This window comes from Bacillus sp. FSL R7-0646, assembly GCF_037969865.1.
GTDB classification, from domain to species: domain Bacteria; phylum Bacillota; class Bacilli; order Bacillales; family Bacillaceae; genus Bacillus; species Bacillus licheniformis.
This window is the reverse complement of the sequence record NZ_CP150217.1, coordinates 2,828,439-2,852,260: the sequence shown is the minus strand read 5'-3', so window position 1 is coordinate 2,852,260 and position 23,822 is coordinate 2,828,439. Positions and strand designations below refer to the sequence as shown.

The 23,822-nt window shown below is 46.9% G+C and carries 21 protein-coding genes, 1 pseudogene and 1 other annotated feature; of the genes and pseudogenes, 20 read left to right on the top strand and 2 right to left on the bottom strand.

All coding sequences use genetic code 11. The features are described from left to right. Positions 1-470: 470 nt before the first annotated feature. From MKY62_RS14825 to MKY62_RS14795, 7 genes and pseudogenes are all read left to right on the top strand, one after another. Positions 471-827 carry a hypothetical protein gene (locus MKY62_RS14825; RefSeq protein ID WP_003184124.1) on the top strand — a complete coding sequence of 119 codons (357 nt, stop codon included), beginning with the start codon at positions 471-473 and terminating at the stop codon, positions 825-827. A 110-nt stretch (positions 828-937) separates the two neighbouring features. Continuing rightward, positions 938-1,864 (top strand): DNA (cytosine-5-)-methyltransferase, encoded by a 927-nt coding sequence (gene dcm, locus MKY62_RS14820; RefSeq protein WP_003184121.1) that lies wholly within the window; start codon positions 938-940, stop codon positions 1,862-1,864. Positions 1,865-1,991: 127 nt separating this feature from the next. After that, complete coding sequence (locus MKY62_RS14815) at positions 1,992-2,240, top strand: hypothetical protein (protein ID WP_003184119.1); 249 nt, start codon at positions 1,992-1,994, stop codon at positions 2,238-2,240. A gap of 46 nt (positions 2,241-2,286) precedes the next feature. Then, a complete protein-coding gene (gene terS, locus MKY62_RS14810; RefSeq protein ID WP_003184117.1) occupies positions 2,287-3,147 on the top strand; it encodes a phage terminase small subunit in 861 nt (286 codons plus the stop codon). Beyond that, positions 3,144-4,439: a PBSX family phage terminase large subunit gene (locus tag MKY62_RS14805; protein ID WP_003184115.1), complete on the top strand. Its 1,296-nt coding sequence runs from the start codon at positions 3,144-3,146 to the stop codon at positions 4,437-4,439. The genes terS and MKY62_RS14805 overlap by 4 nt, the downstream gene beginning before the upstream one ends. A 3-nt stretch (positions 4,440-4,442) precedes the next feature. Beyond that, positions 4,443-4,695 (top strand): annotated as a pseudogene (locus tag MKY62_RS14800) (phage portal protein); the annotation flags it as partial. A 398-nt stretch (positions 4,696-5,093) separates the two neighbouring features. Further along, entirely contained in the window at positions 5,094-5,585 is a 492-nt protein-coding gene (locus MKY62_RS14795) for a hypothetical protein (RefSeq protein WP_003184110.1), read from the top strand. A gap of 43 nt (positions 5,586-5,628) precedes the next feature. Here MKY62_RS14795 and MKY62_RS14790 read toward each other — a convergent pair whose 3' ends face one another. Then, positions 5,629-5,883, bottom strand: a complete 255-nt coding sequence (locus tag MKY62_RS14790; protein ID WP_003184108.1) for a hypothetical protein — start codon at positions 5,881-5,883, stop codon at positions 5,629-5,631. Between the two features lie 412 nt (positions 5,884-6,295). Between MKY62_RS14790 and gdhA the strand changes: the two genes are divergently transcribed. Beyond that, positions 6,296-7,678: an NADP-specific glutamate dehydrogenase gene (gene gdhA / locus MKY62_RS14785; RefSeq protein ID WP_003184106.1), complete on the top strand. Its 1,383-nt coding sequence runs from the start codon at positions 6,296-6,298 to the stop codon at positions 7,676-7,678. Between the two features lie 42 nt (positions 7,679-7,720). On the opposite strand, the gene MKY62_RS14780 is transcribed toward gdhA, so the two are convergent. Then, the gene (locus tag MKY62_RS14780) at positions 7,721-7,948 is read right to left on the bottom strand and encodes a hypothetical protein (RefSeq protein ID WP_003184104.1); all 228 of its coding nucleotides are present in this window, start codon (positions 7,946-7,948) and stop codon (positions 7,721-7,723) included. A gap of 456 nt (positions 7,949-8,404) precedes the next feature. Here MKY62_RS14780 and ilvE point away from each other — a divergent pair, with 456 nt between their 5' ends. The 12 genes from ilvE to lonB all read left to right on the top strand — a co-directional run bounded on the left by ilvE (position 8,405) and on the right by lonB (position 23,792). Further along, positions 8,405-9,319 (top strand): branched-chain-amino-acid transaminase, encoded by a 915-nt coding sequence (ilvE, locus tag MKY62_RS14775; protein ID WP_003184102.1) that lies wholly within the window; start codon positions 8,405-8,407, stop codon positions 9,317-9,319. 4 nt (positions 9,320-9,323) lie between these two features. Next, positions 9,324-9,585 (top strand) — a binding site (T-box leader). A gap of 158 nt (positions 9,586-9,743) precedes the next feature. Then, positions 9,744-11,468, top strand: a complete 1,725-nt coding sequence (gene ilvB / locus MKY62_RS14770; protein ID WP_003184100.1) for an acetolactate synthase large subunit — start codon at positions 9,744-9,746, stop codon at positions 11,466-11,468. Continuing rightward, entirely contained in the window at positions 11,465-11,983 is a 519-nt protein-coding gene (ilvN, locus tag MKY62_RS14765) for an acetolactate synthase small subunit (RefSeq protein ID WP_003184097.1), read from the top strand. The genes ilvB and ilvN overlap by 4 nt, the downstream gene beginning before the upstream one ends. 23 nt (positions 11,984-12,006) lie before the next feature. Then, the gene (ilvC, locus tag MKY62_RS14760; RefSeq protein ID WP_003184095.1) at positions 12,007-13,035 is read left to right on the top strand and encodes a ketol-acid reductoisomerase; all 1,029 of its coding nucleotides are present in this window, start codon (positions 12,007-12,009) and stop codon (positions 13,033-13,035) included. After that, a complete protein-coding gene (locus tag MKY62_RS14755; RefSeq protein WP_003184093.1) occupies positions 13,022-14,578 on the top strand; it encodes a 2-isopropylmalate synthase in 1,557 nt (518 codons plus the stop codon). Before ilvC ends, MKY62_RS14755 begins: the two co-directional genes overlap by 14 nt. 27 nt (positions 14,579-14,605) lie before the next feature. Next, complete coding sequence (leuB, locus tag MKY62_RS14750) at positions 14,606-15,718, top strand: 3-isopropylmalate dehydrogenase (protein ID WP_003184091.1); 1,113 nt, start codon at positions 14,606-14,608, stop codon at positions 15,716-15,718. Positions 15,719-15,751: 33 nt separating this feature from the next. Continuing rightward, entirely contained in the window at positions 15,752-17,170 is a 1,419-nt protein-coding gene (gene leuC, locus MKY62_RS14745; protein WP_003184089.1) for a 3-isopropylmalate dehydratase large subunit, read from the top strand. 12 nt (positions 17,171-17,182) lie between these two features. Continuing rightward, complete coding sequence (gene leuD / locus MKY62_RS14740) at positions 17,183-17,782, top strand: 3-isopropylmalate dehydratase small subunit (protein WP_003184088.1); 600 nt, start codon at positions 17,183-17,185, stop codon at positions 17,780-17,782. A gap of 129 nt (positions 17,783-17,911) precedes the next feature. Beyond that, positions 17,912-18,919 (top strand): DNA damage checkpoint antagonist DdcA, encoded by a 1,008-nt coding sequence (gene ddcA, locus MKY62_RS14735; protein WP_003184086.1) that lies wholly within the window; start codon positions 17,912-17,914, stop codon positions 18,917-18,919. A gap of 226 nt (positions 18,920-19,145) precedes the next feature. After that, positions 19,146-20,420: a trigger factor gene (tig, locus tag MKY62_RS14730; RefSeq protein ID WP_003184085.1), complete on the top strand. Its 1,275-nt coding sequence runs from the start codon at positions 19,146-19,148 to the stop codon at positions 20,418-20,420. Positions 20,421-20,688: 268 nt separating this feature from the next. Beyond that, positions 20,689-21,954: an ATP-dependent protease ATP-binding subunit ClpX gene (clpX, locus tag MKY62_RS14725; RefSeq protein WP_003184083.1), complete on the top strand. Its 1,266-nt coding sequence runs from the start codon at positions 20,689-20,691 to the stop codon at positions 21,952-21,954. Positions 21,955-22,136: 182 nt separating this feature from the next. Continuing rightward, positions 22,137-23,792 carry an ATP-dependent protease LonB gene (gene lonB, locus MKY62_RS14720; RefSeq protein WP_003184080.1) on the top strand — a complete coding sequence of 552 codons (1,656 nt, stop codon included), beginning with the start codon at positions 22,137-22,139 and terminating at the stop codon, positions 23,790-23,792. The last annotated feature ends 30 nt before the right edge of the window (positions 23,793-23,822 follow it).

The window sequence follows — 23,822 nt, the reverse complement described above, 5'->3', positions numbered from 1 at the left end:
AGTTTTTTTATGATGAATTTAAATTTTTAGACCATCTTTACGTTGGTATAGCCTTCTCTGGATAGTAGAAATAATTATTAAGCACTTAACTTTGGTTGAGTGCTTTTTTTATGTTTCAAATCCGATAAAAATCCGACAAAAAGGGGGATAAAATGGGGGACTTTTTCTACTCCACTTTGTCATACGATAGAGACAAGAAAAACGAACGTGAATATCGAGTCCAAGAAGGAGAGCCTGCGGACACTGATCATTTGCACACGGATGTTGTGCAGCTGATTGGTGGCCGCTTTTTTATTGGCCAGAATGGGAGACGCACCTTTCCCTTATCAAGTGTGTACCCGGATGTATCGAATGATGATGAAGGTCGTCAGCTTCACAGGAGGAGCGGCTGGAGTCTATGCAGGATTGCGCGCGATAGTCGCGGGGAACGCAAGCGGTGAGATCCCGTTTGCACAGGAAGTCATTTTTATATGGCTTCCTATAATCTTTGCGTCCTCATGGAAGAAAATCCAAAGACTCTCCTGGTTTCAGTTGTAAATTTTGATGAGGCTGAGGAAAAAGCGCTCAACCTGGCTTTAAATAAGATCAGCGGTGACTGGGATGATTACAAACTTGAACAGGTTTTGGAAGACCTGCAGCACAATAATTTTGATCTATCCCTTACAGGCTTCTCAGAAAGTGAAATAGATGAAATCTTGGGAGAGCTGGCTGAGCATGAAGGCAACGAAGGAAAAATCAATGACAGCCAGGAATTAGACCTGGATGATTATGAAGATGATCATTTCCAACATACCTGCCCCAAATGCGGATTTTCATTTAATGAATAGATGATTACACGGAAAAGAAAGAGTACCGTTGGAAGTTGGCCGATTTAAAAAACATCAAGAAAAATGGCCTTAAAGTATTCAGCACATTCTCTTGCGGCGGGGGTTCCTCTATGGGCTATAAGCTCGCTGGCTACGATCTTTTGGGGAACTGTGAGATCGATCCGCAAATGATGAAGATTTACAGGAAGAATCATAACCCGAAATATCCTTTTCTTATGGACATCAGAGACTTTAACAAAATGGAAAATCTGCCTGATGAATTGTTCGATTTAGATATTTTTGATGGTTCCCCGCCCTGCAGCGTGTTTTCTATTGCGGGGGATCGGGAAAAGGCTTGGGGAAAAGAAAAAGCCTTTCGTGAAGGACAGGCCAAACAGTCACTTGATGATCTATTTTTTCATTACCTTGATGCTGTTGAAAGGCTGCGGCCAAAAATCTTTGTGGCCGAGAATGTCAAAGGAATGGTCAGTGGAAATGCAAAAGGTTATGTGAAGCTGGTGATTGAACGAGCCAAGGAAATTGGATATGATGTTCAACTGTTCTTGTTGAATGCTGCCACAATGGGAGTCCCGCAACGTAGAGAGCGGGTCTTTTTTATTGGCCGAAGGAAGGACTTGAATTTACTACCGTTTAAATTGTCCTTCAATGAGCCACCGATTGTATATAAAGAATTCAGAAGCGGCCATGGTGCAAGGCTTAAAGAAATATCAAAGCTTTATAAAAGATGGGTGAAGCGACGGCCGTCGGATAATAATGTGGGAGACATCACGAAAAGGATTGAAGGGAAAGAATCTAATTTCAATACGATTTTAGTGAAAAATAGCCTTGTCCCGCCTACTCTCGCGAGTGGTTCGGTCTTTGTCCGTTATGATGAGCCCTACTATATCTCTGAACGAGATATCATTTTGATGCAATCTTTCCCACTGGATTATGATTTTATGGACGCATCTGTTCAATATGTTTGTGGGATGAGTGTTCCTCCGGTCATGATGAAAAAAATATCGGAACAGATTTACAAACAGTGGTTTGAAAAATAAAAAAGAGGGTGCTGAAAAACACCCTCCCCTAACCAAGGCCATTGACCTGGTAAGAGCGTGATGAAGACGCGGCCGCGTTTGTGGGAATATCACGCTCTCATCTCTATTTTATGGGAGGACCAGGCAGATGGCAACAGAAAATACAAACATACGTTCCTGCGATGATAAAGAAAAAGAGAAACTGCTTCTCCTGCATAGCGCTGAATTGCTTGAAAACATCAGTCAATCTAAAGAGAAATACCGAAAAATTATTCAGGCAGGTATCACCCAATGGGTCAAAGATTTTCAAAGCGGCCATATTAAGGTGAACACTGTTGAAGATTTAAAAAAGCTCATCGAGCTCGATATACAGCTGCAGAAAGATGAAGAAATTTAAAAACAAACTCAAACTCAATTCAGGTTGCGGAGGTGGGTGAAATGTAATGGCGAGACCGCGTGATCCAAGACGTGACGAAGCGTTCCGTTTATGGAAAGAAAGCAGCGGAACCAAGAAATTAAAAGACATCGCAGATGAATTGGGCGTCTCAAGCAGCACCGTCCGCAAGTTGAAAGCAACAGGTAAATGGGAAGATGAATTCAAAAGGAGCGCGAATGGGAGCGCTCCTTTTCGTCCCGGCGCTCCAATAGGCAATAAAAACGCCAAAGGAAACAAGGGCGGGAATGCACCGCCTGGAAACGAAAATGCGAAAGGGAATAGGGGTGGTGCTGCTCCAAAAGGGAATAAAAATTCCGTCCGTACCGGCGAATATGAAACGATCATGTGGGACTTTTTAAATGAGGACGAGCGACAGCTATTTGGAGAAATTGAAACCGATCCGCTTTATCAAATTGATTTAACGATCAGGGAGTTGAGTCTTCGGGAGCGGCGGATGATGCAGCGAATAAATAGAATCCAGAACGGTTTATCTGAAAAGCAGCGCCGCGTGCTTCAGCAAATGCGCAAGGTCAAGGACATCGTTCAAACCCCGGATAAGAATGGACTAGTCAAACCTGTTCCGGTTATGAATGAGCGTCTTGTTGTGACTGAAATTGAAGAAACCGAGATGCGGGCTATTGATGATATTTTGAATATCGAGGAGGCGCTCACTCGTGTAACGGATAAACGGTTGAAAGCCATTCGCCAGAAATACGATATGATCCGCTTAATGGATGAGCAAGAATTGAAGCTCCGCGGCATCTATCTTTCAAACGAGACGAAACAGGCAGAGCTTGAACGCCTTACCGCCCGCCCTGTGGACAATTCTGTGAATATCACAATTACTCGTAAGGGTGACGGCAAATGACGGTAAAAGAAGTCAATCCGCATTTTGAAGATTTTCTCTTTGACTGGAACCAAAAATTTCAGCTGCTCGTTGGCGGTTACGGATCATCCAAAAGCTATCACATTGCTCTCAAGCTCATTTTGAAGCTTCTTGAAGAAAAACGGACAGTCTTAGTCATTCGTGAAGTGTACGACACTCATCGGGATTCTACATTCTCTCTTTTTGAAGGGATTATCAATGACTTAGAGATTGATCATATTGTGAGGTGTATGACATCTCCGATGCAAGTCAGGTTCCCAAATGGCAGCCGGATCATCTTCAAGGGGCTGGACAAACCGGCCAAACTGAAATCGATCAACAACATCTCAATAATATGGATTGAGGAATGTTCAGAGGTCAAATATGAAGGCTTTAAAGAGCTTCTCGGCCGTCTGCGGCATCCTACACTGCCGCTTCATATGATTTTTTCCACGAACCCGGTCGGGGAAGACAACTGGACATACAAGCATTTCTTTAAAGACGATCTGAACAATCGATTTGTCCTAGATGATAAGGAGCTGTACGAAAAGCGAACGATCGTCTTAAATGACACATACTATCATCATTCCACGGCGGAAGATAATTTGTTTCTGCCAGAAAGCTATGTAAGGCAGCTGGATGAACTGAAAGAATACGATCCAGACCTTTACCGCATCGCCAGGAAAGGTCATTTTGGCGTGAATGGGGTTCGGGTTTTTCCTCAGCTTGAAGAGTGGCCACACGATGAAGTAATGCAGGCCGTCTCGAACATTGACTGCCCCATCAAGCGGGTAGGAATGGACTTTGGTTTTGAAGAATCCTATAACGCCGTTGTCCGGCTTGCGGTGGATCATAAGAAAAAGTACCTCTATATCTATTGGGAGTATTACAAAAGAGGAATGACGGATGACAGGACAGCAGAGGAGCTCCAAGAATTTAAGAACACCCAAGAGCTTATCAAAGCTGATTCAGCGGAGCCTAAAACGATTCAGTATTTCCGACAGCATGGTTTCAATATGGTGGGAGCTCATAAGTACCAGGGTTCGCGCCTGCAGTATACGAAAAAGATCAAGCGGTTTAAAAAGATCATTTGTTCCGACCAATGCAAGAACACCATTTTTGAACTCAAGCCGCTGACCTATAAAAAGGACAAGCTGGGTAACATCATTGAAGATGAATTCAAGATCGATCCCCACACTCTTTCGGCCATCTGGTATGCCCTCGATGATTACGAGGTCACCGATCTGAAGGAGAAACCGAAAATCCGGCAGCGGCCAAATAGAGAGAGGAGGTAAAGCATGGCTCAACAATCTGTGAAAGCCACCGTGTTCAAGGCAAATGCCCCAAGTGAAACGACCAAACAGATTTACGAAGATCAATTCGACTATAAAGGAAATGACATCATCGAGCCGCCTTATAGTTTGAAGGAATTGAAAAGCACCGCAGAGTATTCAACGATCCTGCAGCAGTGCATCCATGCCTATAAGACCAAATATTCTCGGTTTTGGTTTTGATGTAGAGTACACCTTTGATATTAACGGAGATGATGTAAAACCTGGATTTTGCTTTTGGCAACAGGGGAACGAATGTCCACTTTTTAAACTTACGAATTAATTGGAAAATTGGGAGCGAGCGGGGAGCGGATTCGCTCCCAATCAGGTATTTTTCGTTCCTCCAGAAAACAAAAAAGAGCAAAGAACCTTGATATCATGGGCTTTCGGTTAAGTGGTGTCACATGCTGTCCATAAGGGTCATCGGCCTTCTAAGCCATCGGTCTGGAGTTCGAATCTCCCCTGGGACGTCACTGAAAAAAGCCTCAAACTTCTTGGCATACAAGGGTTTGAGGCTTTTGGTGTTGCAAAACAACAACATCCTAAAAATTCCCTTTCATCATTTCAAACAAAATGAAAAAGCTAAAGGGTGTGATCAATTTTAAGGAGGATGTTGTAATGACAAAACAACAGCAAAATCAGCAGCAAAAGCAGAAGCAACAAAAACAAAAGCATGAGCAGCTGCTCGGGGCCAACATCACAGATACCGAACTTGCTCAGGAATTCGGAAATATCCAGCAGCAGCTTGCCCAGCTGGAGCAAACTGTTAATCAAATGGGGTCACAGCAGCAGGGCCAAAGCGGCCAGCAGAGCTCTCAATTGAGCCAGGGAATCAATCAGCTGAAACAGCAAATTCAGCAGTTCAGCTCCCAATCTCAGCAGCAAATGCAGCAGACGGATCAGCAAATTCAGCAAAGCATTCAGCAGGCTGTCCAGCAGCTGAATCAGGCTCTTCAAGGGATCCAGACAAACCAGGCCATGAACCAAATGAGCCAGGCGCTTCAGCAGGCGCAGCAGTCATTTAACCAGCAAGGGCAGCAAGGACAACAGGGTCAGCAAAATCAACAAAACCAGCAGCAAAATCAAAATTTTCAACAGCCTCTACAATAAAAAGCTGTAAAGAGCCGTTTAGCACGGCTCTTTTTTATATCGGTCATTCCTCGTTTTGATCCTCTTCGTCATGGGTTGGATGCGCTCCGGGATATTGACGCGGCGTTCCTTGATGAAGATTGCGGAATTCGTATGCGAAATTGCTGTAGTATTGCTGGCCTTCCTTCCATGGCGTGCTTTTGTTCTCAACGGGCTCGTCTTTGCCCTGTGCAGCTCCATACGCACCTTCAGGAAATTCTTCAGCTGTTAAAAAGTTTCTTTGCGTTTCAACGTTCGAAATTTCTTTTTTGTCGTCCATCAGATCACCCCTGTTTTAGTTTTATTGTTGCCATGAAAAAGGGGAGCTATGTGTTTTCGTTTTGTATGCAGTAGGTTTCATTTTAAAAACGGGATAAGATGCTCATTCTCTGCCGGGAGTACAAGGGGGGAAATGCGCCGATCACAAAGAAAATAGACATTTTGTACAGAAAGAACCTGTCAGATAAAGTGGTATTTTATGGTTTATTGGTCCTTTTCTCCTCAGCTTTTAAGAGCTGTCCTTCTATCTTATGACCCGTCTATTCTCGCTTTTTGTTATACATCTCAATTCAGCAATGGTTTTATCTGTTTTCCAGATTGATGTAAATGGGGCATTGGTTGTAAAATTTACCATGAGAGAAAATCTTACAATGTTCGTTCTGCTTTTATTTTAGAAAGGGAGCTGAAAAAAGGTGCATACGCTAGAAAAAATGGAGCAAACAAATTTCCAGACGGCGAGAGATTATGTGACACAAGCATACGAGACAGTACAGAAGCGAAATTTTTACGAAAGCGAATTTCTTCAAGCTGTAAAGGAAATATTTGATTCCCTTGTCCCTGTATTGGCAAGGCATCCAAAGTATATCGAACACCGCATTCTTGAGAGGATCGCAGAGCCGGAACGGATGATCACCTTCAGGGTGCCGTGGGTCGATGATGAAGGCAATATCCGGGTTAACCGAGGGTTCCGGGTTCAATTTAACAGTGCAATCGGTCCGTATAAAGGCGGCATCCGCTTTCACCCTTCTGTGAACGCGAGCATTATTAAATTTTTGGGTTTTGAGCAGATTTTTAAAAATTCTTTGACCGGACTGCCGATCGGAGGCGGAAAAGGCGGGGCTGATTTTGATCCGAAGGGCAAATCGGACAGGGAGATTATGAGTTTTACGCAGAGCTTCATGAATGAACTGTACAGACATATCGGACCGGACACGGATATCCCTGCCGGCGATATTGGTGTCGGAGCAAGGGAAGTCGGGTTTATGTTCGGACAGTATAAAAAGATTCGGGGCCGCTATGATGCAGGCGTGTTAACAGGCAAAGGCCTTGAATACGGGGGCAGTTTAACGAGGAAAGAAGCGACAGGGTACGGTCTGGTTTATTTCGTGGAAGAAATGCTGAAGGATCAGGGGCTGCGCTTTGAAAACAGCACCGTTGTCGTCTCCGGTTCAGGGAATGTGGCGCTGTACGCGATGGAAAAAGCCGCTCAATTCGGTGCGAAAGTGGTGGCCTGCAGCGATTCTGACGGCTATGTCTATGACGAAAAAGGCATCTGTCTTGAGACGGTGAAGCGGCTCAAAGAAGACGGGAACGGAAGGATTCGCGAGTATGTCAGCGAGCATCCGGAAGCACACTATTTCGAGGGATGTACCGGCATTTGGTCTATTCCATGCGATATCGCGCTTCCGTGCGCGACCCAGAACGAAATTGACGAAGAGGCGGCCGAAGTGCTCATTTCAAATGGGGTCAAAGCTGTCGGAGAAGGAGCAAATATGCCGTCTGAAGAGGGCGCCGTCAAACGCTTTTTGGATGCGGGAGTTCTATTCGGACCGGCTAAGGCTGCAAATGCCGGCGGTGTAGCCGTTTCAGCGCTCGAAATGGCGCAGAACAGCGCACGGCTTCACTGGACGGCGGAAGAAACGGATGCGAAGCTCAGGGCGATCATGGCTGATATTTACAAGAGAAGCGTTGAAGCGGCTTCAGAATACGGACGGCCCGGAAATCTGCTCGACGGCTGCAATATAGCCGGATTTATCAAAGTGGCGGATGCGATGATCGCTCAGGGAGTCGTTTAACGGTAAAAAGAGAGAGCATGATGCCCTCTCTTTTTTTGTGCTTTATTCATTGTCTCTGAATCCACCGGTAAAGGCGTGTACAGCCGGAACGGAAATTCCCGGGTAGCCGATGCCGAATCCGAGCGTCGGAGTGGTGAACACCCCGCCGTACGGATAATAGGTATATGGCCCGTGTGCTGAAGGATTATAGACATAAGTAACCGGGTAGCCGAAGTATCCCGGGTATTGGCGCACGCGGGGAACAGAGTGCGCAGGAAATGTGCGGTACATCATATTCACCTGTTTCTTTTTGATTAACACCAGTTTATGTAAAAAATCGTAAAATGGAGTCTGTACATATATGTGGCAAAAAATCTAACCGGCGGGGATGAAATTATAAAAAATTGTCGGGATAAAATCTAACAAAACTGTATAAAACGCCAGTTTTTTTATGTAATCTTTATAGATTACATAAAAAATTTTAAATTGTTTTTCAATTTTACATTTCCTTTTATATCAATCATGTAAGCGTATACAAATAGATTGATTAATCAAAATTGTCTAATAATTTTAAAAAATACGGTTGACACTGTATGTAAAGGGGCGTAATATGAGTTCAAACAAAAGAACAAATCACTTGAAAACTTTTCATCTTTCCCGGGAATGACAGCGGGAAAACGGGTTCCCGCATCATGAATTTTTAATCGTTTAAAGCGTTCATTTACAACAGAAAGGTGTGCTTGAGGGATGGGGGACCAGAAAGACCAGTGGATCTTCCTAAACGACAAACTCGTTAAAAAAGAAGACGCTAAAATATCAGTCTATGATCACGGATTTTTATACGGGGACGGCGTGTTTGAAGGGATCAGGGTATACGACGGCAACATCTTCAGAATGCAAGAGCACATGGACCGCCTCTACGATTCTGCGAGATCGATCATGCTGGAGATTCCATATCCACAGGAAGAACTGACACAGCACGTACTCAAAACAGTCGAAAAAAACGGGCTGAAAGACGCTTACATCCGCTTGGTCGTTTCAAGAGGAGCAGGTGACCTCGGACTCGATCCAAACAATTGTTCAAACCCGAGTGTCATCATAATTGTCGAACCATTGGCAATATTCCCGAAACATTTATATGAAACGGGGATTGACATTGTTACGGTTCCGACAAGAAGGAACAGACCCGATGTGCTGAGCCCTAAAGTAAAATCGCTGAACTACTTAAACAATATTCTTGTCCGGATCGAGGCGCATATGGCGGGTGTGACGGAAGCGCTCATGCTCAATGATCAAGGCTATGTCGCCGAAGGGTCTGCGGATAACGTATTTATTTATAAAAACGGAAAGCTCTTGACGCCTCCGGGCTATATCGGAGCGCTTGAAGGAATCACCCGGAATGCCATCATCGAAATAGCGCGAGAGCTCGGCTATGAAGTGAAAGAAGAGCCGTTTACCCGCCATGACGTATACACAGCCGAGGAAGTGTTTTTAACCGGAACGGCTGCAGAAGTCATCGCGGTCGTAAAAGTTGACGGCCGCAAGATCGGGGACGGCAAACCGGGAGTCCACACAAACCGGATGCTTGAAAAGTTCCGCGAGCGCGTCGTCCGTGAAGGGTTAAAAGTCAGCCTCAAAGATCAAAGCTTAAGTGTCAGCTGAATAAAGATAAACGTTGAAGAGGATAAGTAGCAGCGGAAACGCCGCCTGCAGAGAGCCGGGATTGCTGGGAACCGGTGACGGCCTCCGCTTGTGAACTCCCCTCTGAGTGTCAGTCTGAACGATTTCCATGTTTAGTAGGGCTGGCCGGGTGAACATTACGAAGGTTCACTCGTTATTAAACCGGATAAGCGATTATCCATAAGGCGGCTTTCAAAAGCCGCGAACAAGGGTGGTACCGCGGAAAGAAAAGCCTTTTCGCCCCTTTGGCCTGCAAGGTGTGCAGCGTCAACAGTGGGCGGGAAGGCTTTTTTTAGCTGCAAAAGCAGATTGGATACATGCTTTGCGGCACATATATATTGATTATTTTTTGAAAAACAATTGTGAATGAACAGTGATGATGATCACTTGATAAGGAGGAAGAAAAATGGGGACGAATGTACAGTTGGATGCTGAAAATGCCCAATGTACACAAACAATGGCAGGGGCGTCAATGCTGATCGAGGCTTTAAAACAGGAAAATGTTGAAGTGATCTACGGGTATCCGGGCGGTGCGGTCCTGCCGATTTATGACAAACTCTACGGATCGGGAATGTTTCATGTGCTGACGCGCCATGAACAAGGCGCCATCCACGCAGCCGAAGGATATGCAAGGATTTCCGGGAAACCGGGTGTCGTCATCGCTACATCCGGACCGGGAGCGACCAACCTTGTAACGGGTCTGGCCGACGCGATGATCGATTCATTGCCTCTCGTCGTATTCACCGGTCAGGTTGCGACATCGGTTATCGGATCTGACGCATTCCAAGAAGCGGACGTCATCGGAATTACGATGCCGATTACAAAGCACAGCTACCAGGTACGCAATGCCGAAGATTTGCCGAGAATTATTAAAGAAGCATTCCATATCGCAACAACAGGAAGACCGGGCCCCGTTTTAATCGATATTCCTAAAGACATCGCCGTTGTAGAAGGAGAATTCCGCTATGACCACGACATTCACCTTCCGGGCTATCAGCCGACGAAGGAACCGAATTATCTGCAGATCAGAAAGCTTGTGGAAGCGGTCAGTGCAGCGAAAAAGCCGGTTATTTTAGCGGGTGCGGGCGTCTTGCACGGGAAAGCGTCAGAAGAATTAAAAAATTATGTCGAACAGCAGCAGATTCCGGTGGCACATACGCTGTTAGGCTTGGGAGGATTTCCGGCCGATCATCCGCTTTTCCTCGGGATGGCCGGAATGCACGGAACGTATGCGGCCAACATGGCTCTGTATGAAAGCGATCTGTTAATCAGCATCGGTGCCAGGTTTGATGACCGGGTCACAGGGAACTTGAAGCATTTTGCAAAATATGCGAAAGTCGCTCACATTGACATCGATCCGGCTGAAATCGGCAAAAACGTTCATACGCACATTCCGGTTGTCGGCGACAGCAAGCTTGTACTGACGGAGCTGATCAAGCAAAACGGCAAGCCGAGCGCTTCTGATGAGTGGAAAAAGCAGCTTGCGGCATGGAAAACCGAATATCCGCTCTGGTATGAAGAAAATGAAACAGAAGGATTCAAACCGCAGAAGCTGATCGAATATATCCACCGCTATACAAAGGGCGAAGCTATTGTAACAACAGACGTCGGACAGCATCAAATGTGGGCCGCGCAATTTTATCAGTTCCAAAAAGCCGACAGATGGGTCACTTCCGGCGGGCTCGGCACAATGGGCTTCGGACTTCCGGCGGCAATCGGAGCACAGCTTGCGGATAAGGATGCGACGGTTGTATCGATACTCGGCGACGGAGGATTCCAGATGACGCTGCAGGAGCTGTCTGTTATTCACGATCTGAACCTTCCGATCAAGGTCGTGGTCTTAAACAACCGCTGCCTCGGAATGGTCCGGCAATGGCAGGAAATCTTTTACGATGAGCGCTATTCGCACTCCAAGTTCACATCACAGCCTGATTTCATCAAGCTGTCTGAAGCTTACGGCATCAAAGGCGTCCGAATCACATCCGAAGAAGAAGCGGAAGAAAAGCTGGAAGCGGCGCTAACGTCGAATGAACCGATGGTCATTGATGTTCAAGTTGCACAAGCTGAAAAAGTATTTCCAATGGTTGCGCCTGGAAAAGGGCTGCACGAAATGGTGGGGGTGAAACCTTGAAAAGAATCATCACGCTGACGGTTTTGAACCAAAGCGGCGTCTTAAACAGAATCACAGGGTTGTTTACAAAACGGCATTACAACATTGAAAGCATTACGGTCGGCCACACCGAAACCGCGGGAATTTCCAGAATCACGTTTGTCGTTCATGTGGCAGATGAAAAAGAAACGGAACAGCTGACAAAACAATTAAACAAGCAGATTGATGTACTGAAAGTCACGGACATTACGAATCAATCGATCGTCCAAAGAGAGCTGGCGTTAATCAGGGTGGTTTCCCCTCCGTCGAGCAGGACGGAAATAAACGGCGTCATCGAACCGTTTCGGGCGTCTGTCGTCGATGTCGCAAAAGACAGCGTCGTGATTCAAGTGACAGGGGAATCGAGCAAGATCGAAGCCCTGATCGAACTATTGAAACCATACGGGATTAAAGAGGTAGCCAGAACAGGCACCACGGCCTTTGCGAGGGGAACTCAGCAAAAGCCGGCCTCTATTAAAACAATATCTATTGTATAAATCATAAAAAGGGAGAGATTGAAATGGTAAAAGTATATTATAACGGTGATATCAAAGAAAACGTATTAGCAGGCAAAAAAGTAGCGGTGATCGGATACGGCTCACAAGGCCATGCGCACGCACTGAACCTGAAAGAAAGCGGAGTGGACGTCATTGTCGGCGTCAGAAAAGGGAAATCCTTTGCAAAAGCAGAGGAAGACGGCCATCAAGTTTTCACGGTAAGAGAAGCGGCAGAACAGGCCGACATCGTCATGGTGCTTCTTCCGGATGAACAGCAGCAAAAAGTGTATGAAGCGGAAATTAAAGACGGACTTCAAGCTGGCAATTCACTTGTATTCGCCCACGGATTCAACGTTCATTTCCATCAGATCGTGCCTCCGGCGGATGTTGACGTATTCCTTGTCGCTCCTAAAGGACCGGGACATCTTGTCAGAAGAACGTTTGAACAAGGTGCGGGGGTTCCGGCGCTGTTTGCGATCTATCAGGATGTGACAGGGGAAGCGAAAGACAAAGCCCTTGCTTATGCTAAAGCGATCGGCGGCGCAAGAGCCGGTGTTCTTGAAACAACATTTAAAGAAGAAACTGAAACCGATCTTTTCGGAGAACAGGCGGTGCTGTGCGGAGGATTGACTTCCCTTGTCAAAGCCGGGTTCGAAACGCTGACAGAAGCGGGCTATCAGCCTGAACTCGCATACTTCGAGTGTCTGCACGAGCTGAAGCTCATCGTCGACTTGATGTATGAAGAAGGTTTGGCAGGGATGAGATATTCGATTTCCGACACAGCGCAGTGGGGAGACTTCGTATCAGGTCCGCGCGTTGTCGATGAGAAGGTAAAAGAATCAATGAAAGAAGTATTGAAAGACATCCAAAACGGTACATTCGCAAAAGAGTGGATCGTCGAAAACCAAGTCAACCGTCCGCGTTTCAACGCCATCAATGCAAGCGAAAACGAACACCAAATCGAAGTGGTCGGCAGAAAGCTTCGCGAAATGATGCCGTTTGTCAAGCAGGGCAAGAAAAAGGAAGCGGTGGTAGCCGGTGCGAAAAATTAACTTTTTTGATACGACACTCCGTGACGGTGAACAGTCGCCGGGCGTTAATTTAAACACGCAGGAGAAGCTGGCGATCGCCCAGCAGCTTGAAAAACTCGGGGTCAACATTATGGAAGCGGGCTTTCCCGCTTCATCCCCCGGGGATTTCAATGCAGTAAAAGAAATCGCAAGGACGATTAAAAACTGTTCGGTAACAGGGCTTGCCCGCTCTGTCAAAGGAGATATCGACTCGGCGTGGGAAGCGCTCAAAGACGGAGCTGAACCAAGGCTTCACATTTTTATCGCCACTTCTGACATCCACTTAAAATATAAGCTGAAAAAAACGCGCGAACAGGTTCTGGAACAGGCGGTCGCAATGGTGAAATACGCCAAAGAACGCTTCCCGATCGTCCAGTGGTCTGCCGAAGATGCGTGCCGGACTGATCTTCCGTTTTTAGCCGAGATTGTAAGCGAAGTGATCGCCGCGGGAGCGGATGTCGTCAATCTGCCGGATACGGTCGGTTATTTAGCGCCTGCCGAGTATGGAAATATCTTCCGCTATATTAAAGAAAATGCCCGCAATGCCGACAAAGTCCAGCTTTCAGCCCATTGCCACGATGACTTGGGCATGGCTGTCGCCAACTCTTTGGCTGCGATTGAAAACGGAGCGGATCAAGTCGAATCGGTCATCAACGGCATAGGCGAAAGAGCGGGGAACGCCTCGCTTGAAGAAATCGCCGTCGCCCTCCATATCCGAAAAGATTTCTACCAGGCGGAATCAACGATTCAGCTGAATGAGATTAAACGGACAAGTGATTTAGTGAGCAAGCTGACCGGCATGGCCGTGCCGCGGAACAAAGCGGTTGTCGGCGATAATGCCTTTGCCCACGAATCAGGCATTCACCAGGACGGCTTCTTAAAAGAAAAAACAACATATGAAATTATTTCTCCGGAACTTGTCGGCGTGAAAACGGATGCGCTTGTGCTCGGAAAGCATTCAGGGCGCCACGCATTTAAAGATAAGCTGCAAAACCTCGGATTCCAGCTTGGAGAAGAAGAAATCAATAAATTCTTCAACATTTTTAAAGAGCTTACCGGAAAGAAAAAGGAATTTACGGATGAAGATCTCATCTCGCTGATACTCGAAGAGAAAACGGCAGACCGCAAAATCGGCTATGATTTTATTTCACTGCAGGTTCATTACGGCACCTCCCAGGTTCCGACAGCAACAGTCTCCCTTAAAGATCAGGAAACGGATCAGGTCATCCAGGAAGCGGCGACCGGAGCGGGAAGCGTTGAAGCGGTGTACAACACGCTGAAGCGCTGTATGGATAAAGAAGTCCAGCTCCTTGATTACCGGATTCAATCCAACCGCAAGGGACAGGATGCATTCGCGCAAGTATACGTCAGGGTGATGATCGATGGAAAAGAATCGGGAGGACGCGGGGTTGCCCAGGATGTTCTCGAAGCATCTGCCAAAGCCTACTTGAATGCTGTGAACCGCTATCTCGTATTGAAGACGAATACGGAAGGATTGTCAAAACAGGCGGCTGTAGGATCATAACAGTAAGAAGGAAGGAGTTTGTTGAATTTGAAAAAACGAATCGCACTTTTGCCCGGTGACGGAATTGGTCCCGAAGTATTGGACGCGGCTGTTGATGTGCTGAAAAGCGTTGCTGAACATTATCAGCATGAATTCGAATTTGAATACGGCCTGATCGGCGGGGCGGCAATTGATGAGGCAGGAGCGCCGCTTCCTGAGGAAACTGTCGCCGCCTGCAAAGCTGCGGACGCCATTTTGCTCGGAGCTGTAGGCGGGCCGAAATGGGATCAAAATCCTTCTGAGCTGCGGCCTGAAAAAGGGCTGCTCGCCATCCGCAAGCAGCTCGATCTTTTTGCCAATCTGCGGCCTGTTAAAGTATTTGAAAGCCTTGCGGGAGCTTCTCCGTTAAAAACCGAATATATCGAAGGTGTTGACTTTGTCATCGTTCGCGAGCTGACGGGCGGCTTGTATTTTGGAAAGCCGAGCGAGCAGTACGTCAATCAGAACGGCGAGGAAGAAGCGGTTGACACGCTGTTTTATAAAAAGTCGGAAATGGAAAGGGTCATCAGGGAAGCCTTCCAAATGGCGCAGAGTCGAAAAGGCAAAGTGACCTCCGTTGATAAAGCCAACGTTCTTGAGTCAAGCAAACTATGGCGCAAGACGGCGGAAGAAGTGGCGAAAGAGTTTCCTGACGTCAAGCTTGAGCACATGCTCGTCGACAATGCAGCCATGCAGCTCATCTATGCGCCTGGACAGTTTGATATTATCGTGACAGAAAACATGTTCGGCGATATTTTAAGCGATGAAGCATCGATGCTGACCGGATCGCTCGGCATGCTGCCGTCGGCCAGCTTATCAAGCTCTGGACTTCATTTATACGAACCTGTGCACGGCTCGGCTCCTGATATCGCGGGACAGAACATTGCCAATCCGCTTGCGGCGATCTTGTCCGCGGCTATGATGCTCAGGACGTCATTCGGTCTTGAAGCTGAAGCGCAAGCTGTTGAACATGCAGTCGATCAAGTTCTCCGGGCAGGAAAACGGACGAAGGACCTGGCAAAAGGCTCGGAACATTGCACAACTCAATCGATTACAGGGGAAGTAAAAGCCGCGCTGGCAGACGACAATGCCATTTCAAACATCATGACCGCTTACGTTTAAGGAAAATGGATATTGGTAGAGGGAGGAAGAAAGATGATGCCTCGAACGATCATCGAAAAAATTTGGGATCAACACGTGATTAAAAAAGGTGAAGGGAAGCCTGACCTTCTCTATATCGATCTGCATCTGATACATGAGGTAACGTCGCCTCAGGCCTTTGAAGGCCTGAGGCAAAAGAACAGAAAAGTCAGACGGCCTCAAAATACGTTTGCCACGATGGACCACAACATTCCGACTGTCAATCGGTTTGAGATTAAAGATGATGTCGCTAAACGGCAGGTCAGTGCGCTCGAACGGAATTGCGAAGAATTCGGCATCCGCCTTGCAGACTTGTCAAGCGTAGACCAGGGGATCGTCCATGTCATCGGGCCTGAACTGGGATTGACGCTCCCGGGCAAAACGATCGTTTGCGGAGACAGCCATACATCCACACACGGAGCGTTTGGCGCGCTCGCTTTCGGAATCGGAACGAGCGAAGTCGAACACGTCTTGTCAACGCAGACGCTTTGGCAGCAAAAACCGAAGACGCTGGAAATCCGCGTTGACGGCAAACTGCAAAAAGGAGTGACGGCTAAAGACGTCATTCTGGCGATCATCGGAAAATACGGGGTTAAATTCGGTGCGGGCTATGTCATTGAATATACCGGCGAAGTGTTCCGAGACATGTCGATGGACGAACGGATGACGGTTTGCAACATGTCAATCGAAGCTGGGGCAAGAGCTGGATTGATTGCACCGGATGAGACGACGTTTGAATATGTCAAAACAAAAAAATATGCGCCAAAAGGCGAGGATTTTGAGAAAGCTGTAGAAGAATGGAAGAACCTGAAAACCGATCCGGGGGCGGTCTACGACCGGACGATCGTGATGGACGGAAGCGCCATTTCTCCGATGGTGACGTGGGGCATCAACCCTGGCATGGTGCTGCCGGTTGATGAAACGATTCCGGGGCCTGAGGCTTTCTTGCAGGAAGACGATAAAAAAGAAGCGCAGCGCGCATATGAATATATGGGTCTTGAACCATATAAAAAAATCGAGGACATTACAATTGAGCATGTCTTTATCGGTTCATGCACCAACTCGCGTATGACAGATCTTCGCCAGGCGGCCGAAATGATTAAAGGTCAAAAAGTCGCCGACGGCGTCAGAGCGATCGTCGTACCCGGCTCGCAAAGCGTCAAAATCCAAGCGGAAAAAGAAGGGCTTCACAAGATTTTCATCGAAGCGGGCTTTGAATGGAGAGAATCGGGATGCAGCATGTGTTTGAGCATGAACAATGATGTTGTCCCTGAAGGAGAGCGCTGCGCTTCGACTTCCAACCGCAATTTTGAAGGCAGGCAGGGCAAAGGAGCCAGAACGCATCTCGTCAGCCCGGCGATGGCTGCGATGGCCGCGATTCACGGCCGCTTTGTCGATGTCAGAAAATATTACCAAGAGACAACAGCTGTATAGAGGAGTGACAAGATGGAGCCATTAAAGACCCATAACGGAATAGCGGCGGTGCTAAACAGAATCAACGTAGACACGGACCAGATCATTCCGAAGCAATTTTTAAAAAGGATCGAAAGAACGGGATACGGCCGTTTTGCTTTCTTTGACTGGCGCTATCTGGATAACGGCGATCCCAATCCTGATTTTGAACTGAACCGGCCGGAATACAAAGGCGCTTCGATTTTAATCGCCGGCGAAAACTTCGGCTGCGGCTCTTCAAGGGAACACGCGCCATGGGCGCTTGACGACTACGGATTTAAAATCATTATCGCGCCGTCTTTTGCCGATATCTTTCACCAAAACTGTTTTAAAAACGGCATGCTGCCGATCCGCCTTCCTTATGAGGCGTGGAAAGAGCTTGCTGAACAGTATGAGTATCAATCTTTGACGATGACGGTCGATCTCGAAAAACAGACGATAACAGATCATGCCGGGCGGCAGATTGCCTTTGAGGTCGATCCGCATTGGAAAGAGATGCTGCTGAACGGTTACGACGAAATTTCTTTAACATTGCTCCTTGAAGAAGAAATCGAACAATTTGAGAAACAGAGAAGTTCTTGGCTGCAAGCATAAAAAAGCTGTCCGATGTAGATCGGAGGCTTTTTTTGCTGGCCGCAGCATACTGCCGCCGGTTCTTTCTTGTGTTTAGCGGGCCGGGTTGATACACTTGTTAAAAAATAAGTGCCTGAAAGGAACTTAGAAATGAAGCATGACAAGAAGAACTCGAAGATCATACCGTTCCCGAACGTAAAGGAGCGTTTAGTGCACAAAGGGATGGGTGCGCTCAAAGAAAAGAATTACCATGAAGCGCTCAGGCTGTTTTCTGAAGCGAAGCGCTATGATGATGAGGAATCTGATATTTATCTGGGAATGGCCATCTGCCTGCTTGAAATCGGCGAGCTTGAAGAAGCGAAAGGCATCTGCGAAAAAATGCTGAAGGAAGGCCACGGCCACTATTTTACCGTTTTACAAGTCTATATGACGATTTTAATCCAGCTCAGACAATACGAAAAAGTTAAAGAAACGATCGAAGCTGTACTCGAAGAAAACAAGCTTCCTCCTGAAAGCGCGGAACAGTTTTATAAACTGCTTGATTTCAGCCGCAAGATGACGGAAGACCCGGGGCCTGAGGACATCACCGAAGACCTTCCCGAGACGGAGGAGGTTGATCAGGAAAGGCTTTTGAATGACACGGAAGAGCAGGTTAAGCTTCTTCACGGGCTGAAGGACCGCAATCTGACAAGCTATATCGGCTTGTTGAAAACGATTCTGCAAAATCCGAGCGCACATCCTGTCGTAAAAACGATGATTCTTCAGCTTTTAGCCGAGTCAGACCATGAAAAGCCGACGCTTGTCGCAAAATTTGGCGATTCGATGACAATTAATCCGACAGAGACGGTCAAGCCTGATGACATGCCGATATTAAAGCATGTTCTGAGCGTGCTCGATGATACGCTGGGGAATGAAAATCCCACGCTGTACCAGGCGGTCGAAGAGCTGTGGAGAAGGCATATTTACGTCCTCTATCCGTTTCAGCCGAAATACTCAAACCGCGAGCTCTGGGCTGCTGCACTGCATAAAGTCGGATATGAGATGCACGGGATCGACATCGATAAAGAGGAGCTTCATATTCTCTATGAATTCAATGACAGACAGCTTGACGAAGCCTGCGCGCTGATCAAAGACATAGAAGAAATTTCTTATTTGTAAATGTTGAAAGCAGCAGGCATTGTGTTATAATATAGTGGTTGCATTTGTGAAAAACGGAAGTTGATCCGTTTGCCGCTAAAGATTCATTATTTATCTTTGTATACATAATGATGGCTGTCAGAAACACATGAGCTGCACTCAGTCGGCAGCTTGCGATGGACGTAGCCGTTTGCTTGTTTTAAAATGGAAAACCGACACAACCTGAATAGATTTTGGAGGGAAACACATGTCAGTAAAATGGGAAAAGCAAGAAGGAAACGAAGGCGTTTTAACGGTTGAGGTAGATGCCGATACCTTTAATAAAGCCCTTGATGATGCATTTAAAAAAGTAGTAAAGCAAGTATCCATTCCTGGATTCCGCAAAGGGAAAGTGCCGCGCGGTTTGTTTGAACAGCGTTTTGGCGTAGAGGCGCTTTATCAGGATGCGCTGGACATCCTGCTTCCTGTCGAATATCCGAAAGCGGTAGAGGAAGCAGGCATTGAGCCTGTTGACCGTCCGGAAATCGATGTGGAAAAAATCGAAAAAGGCGAAAACCTGATCTTCACTGCGAAGGTAACGGTTAAGCCTGAAGTGAAACTTGGCGAATACAAAGGCCTTGGCATTGAAAAAGACGATACTGCCGTAACGGATGAGGACGTTCAAAACGAACTTAAGTCTCTCCAAGAGCGCCAGGCTGAACTCGTTGTAAAAGAAGACGGCAAAGTTGAAGAAGGGGACACTGTTGTTCTTGACTTCGAAGGATTCGTAGACGGCGAAGCATTCGAAGGCGGAAAAGCGGAAAACTATTCCCTTGAAGTCGGTTCAGGCTCTTTCATCCCGGGCTTTGAAGATCAGCTTGTCGGACTTGAAGCCGGTGCTGAAAAAGACGTTGAAGTGACATTCCCAGAGGAATACCACGCGGAAGAGCTTGCGGGCAAACCTGCGGTATTCAAAGTGAAAATTCACGAAATCAAAGCGAAGGAGCTTCCTGAGCTTGATGACGAGTTTGCAAAAGATGTCGACGAGGAAGTTGAAACGCTTGCCGAGCTGACTGAAAAAACGAAAAAACGTCTCGAAGAAGCAAAGGAAAACGAAGCGGACGCTAAACTTCGCGAAGAGCTTGTCTTGAAAGCAGCTGAAAACGCTGAGGCTGACATTCCTCAAGCGATGATCGACACAGAGCTTGACCGCATGATGAAAGAATTCGAACAGCGTCTTCAAATGCAGGGCATGAACCTTGAGCTTTACTTCCAATTCTCAGGACAGGATGAAAACGCGCTGAAAGAGCAAATGAAAGAGGATGCTGAAAAACGCGTGAAATCCAACCTGACACTGGAAGCGATCGCCAAAGCGGAAAACCTTCAAGTCACTGACGAAGAAGTCGAAGAAGAGCTTTCTAAAATGGCTGAAGCATACAACATGCCTGTTGAAAACATCAAACAAGCAATCGGTTCTACAGACGGAATGAAAGAGGACTTAAAAGTTCGCAAAGCAATTGATTTTCTTGTAGAAAACCGTTAATATGTTTCATAATCATACTTTATATAAAACAGGGCGCGAATGTTTCGTGCCTTGTTTTATACAATTTTGACTTATCATCTTTTCTTTGGGAAAGGATAGATAATGTCGTTTTGATCAACATACATATTGAATATGCCGGACGGCAAACACAACGTTATCGCCTTTTTGGAAAGTGTGGTAAAATGCAATACATAATGGAACGAATGTTTTCAAGCGATGTTTCTTTTAACGAAGAAACAGGAATGACAAGGATATAAGGGGTGAAAGAATGTTTAAATTCAACGAGGAAAAAGGACAATTGAAATGCTCGTTTTGCGGTAAAACACAAGATCAGGTACGCAAGCTTGTCGCCGGACCAGGCGTATATATATGTGACGAGTGCATCGAACTTTGCACTGAAATTGTAGAAGAGGAACTCGGCTCTGAAGAAGAAGTGGAGTTCAAAGATGTTCCGAAGCCAAAGGAAATCCGCGAGATTCTTGATGAATACGTCATCGGCCAGGACCAGGCAAAAAAATCCCTTGCCGTGGCCGTCTACAATCATTACAAGCGGATCAATTCGAACAGCAAAGTCGACGACGTCGAGCTGTCAAAAAGTAACATTTCCATGATCGGACCGACTGGAAGCGGAAAAACGCTTCTTGCTCAAACGCTTGCCCGCATCCTGAATGTGCCGTTCGCCATTGCGGATGCCACGTCGCTTACTGAAGCAGGCTATGTCGGTGAAGATGTGGAGAACATTTTGCTTAAGCTGATCCAGGCAGCTGACTACGATGTTGAAAAAGCGGAAAAAGGCATTATCTACATCGATGAAATCGATAAAGTGGCCAGAAAGTCCGAGAACCCTTCGATTACACGCGATGTATCAGGCGAAGGCGTTCAGCAGGCATTGCTTAAAATTCTTGAAGGTACGGTTGCCAGCGTTCCTCCACAAGGCGGAAGAAAGCATCCTCATCAAGAGTTCATCCAAATTGACACAACCAACATCCTGTTCATTTGCGGCGGAGCTTTTGACGGAATCGAGCAGATCATCAAGCGCCGTCTCGGCCAGAAGGTCATCGGCTTCGGCTCTGACAACAAGCATGAAGACCTTGAAAAAGAAGCGCTTCTTTCCAAAGTGCTTCCGGAAGACTTGCTTCGCTTCGGGCTGATCCCTGAATTCATCGGCCGTCTCCCGATCATCGCAAGCCTTGAGCCGCTGGATGAAAAAGCGCTGGTTGAAATTTTAACAAAACCGAAAAACGCGCTTGTTAAACAATATAGAAAAATGCTTGAATTGGATGATGTGGAGCTTGTGTTTGAAGACGAAGCGCTCACAGAAATCGCTAAAAAAGCAATTGAACGTAAAACAGGAGCACGCGGACTTCGTTCCATTATCGAAGGAATCATGCTCGACGTGATGTTTGATCTGCCGTCTCGCGAGGATATTGAAAAATGCGTGATCACAGGCAAAACCGTCACTGACGGCGAACCGCCGCGTCTCATTATGAAAGACGGCACGGTCGTCAATAAAGACAAAAAAACTTCAGCATAATGCAGAGAACCTCCTGGCCTAAAGGAGGTTCTTTTTTTGCATCCGGAAACCGTCGGCATCCCGGAGCAGAGTGACGGCTTCAAAAGCAAAATAATCCCTTTCTGTACGTTTATTCCCTCCCTGATCAGGAAATACTATCTGACATACTAAAGATACGAAACCATTTCAGGAGGGACCATCAGTTGAGCTGGACGAGCATTGCACTTTTTGTACAACTATTTTTCGGGATCATCATCGGATTATATTTTTGGAATTTGCTCAAAAATCAAAGAACCCAAAAGGTTACGATAGACAGAGAGTCCAAAAAAGAGATGGAACAGCTCCGGAAAATGAGATCAATCCATTTATCAGAACCTTTATCGGAAAAGGTGAGGCCGACGGCTTTTAAAGACATCGTCGGCCAGGAGGACGGCATTAAAGCCCTGAAAGCCGCCCTTTGCGGACCGAATCCGCAGCATGTCATTATTTACGGCCCTCCAGGTGTGGGAAAAACGGCAGCTGCAAGGCTTGTCCTTGAAGAAGCGAAAAAGAACAAGCGCTCACCGTTCCAGGAACATTCCGCCTTTGTCGAGCTTGACGCGACAACGGCCCGTTTCGACGAGCGGGGAATCGCCGACCCGTTGATCGGTTCGGTCCACGATCCGATTTATCAGGGCGCCGGAGCGATGGGGCAGGCCGGAATTCCCCAGCCAAAGCAGGGAGCCGTCACGCATGCACACGGTGGAGTATTATTCATCGATGAAATCGGAGAGCTTCATCCGATTCAAATGAATAAAATGCTGAAGGTGCTCGAAGATCGGAAAGTTTTTTTGGAAAGCGCCTATTACAGTGAAGAAAACACGCAAATCCCCAAGCATATTCACGACATTTTTCAAAACGGGCTGCCGGCGGATTTCAGACTGATCGGCGCGACGACAAGGATGCCTGATGAAATCCCGCCTGCCATTCGGTCGAGATGTTTGGAAGTGTTCTTCCGCGACCTTGAAAAGCACGAATTAAAAACGGTCGCCAAAAAAGCGGCAGATAAGATTCAAAAGAAAGTCGCAGAGGAAGGACTCGACCTGTTGACGCGGTATGCGAGAAACGGCCGCGAAGTCGTCAATATGATGCAAATCGCCGCCGGAATGGCTTTGACTGAAGAGCGCGACGAGGTGACGGTTGAAGATATCGAATGGGTGATCCATTCGAGCCAGCTGACACCGAAATACGAACAAAAAATCGCCTCTAAACCGCAGGTCGGCATCGTCAACGGACTTGCCGTCCACGGGCCTAACAGCGGTTCGCTGCTCGAAATTGAGGTCACAGTCAATCAGGCGGCTGATAAAGGATCGATTAATATCACAGGCATTGCAGAAGAAGAGAATATCGGCAACCAGTCAAAATCGATCCGCCGGAAAAGCATGGCGAAAGGATCGGTCGAAAACGTCATGACTGTATTGCGGACAATGGGAGTCAAAGCTTCGGATTATGATATTCACGTGAATTTCCCCGGCGGTATCCCGGTTGACGGACCATCTGCAGGGATTGCAATGGCGGCGGGCATATTCTCCGCTATTCATAAGATTCCGATAGACCATACTGTCGCCATGACGGGTGAAATCAGCCTGAACGGCCGGGTAAAGCCGATCGGCGGCGTGATTCCGAAAATCAAAGCGGCCAAGCATGCGGGGGCAAAAACAGTCATTATTCCGCACGAAAATGTTCAGTCGATTTTAAAGCGGATAGAAGGCATACATATCGTTCCCGTCAAAACCTTGCAGGAAGTACTCGACCTCGTATTGGTCAACCCTCCTTCAGAAATGCCCGACGGCGTTCAAATGAAAAGAGAATCCGTTTAAATCCCCATCGTTTCAGATGGGGATTTTTTT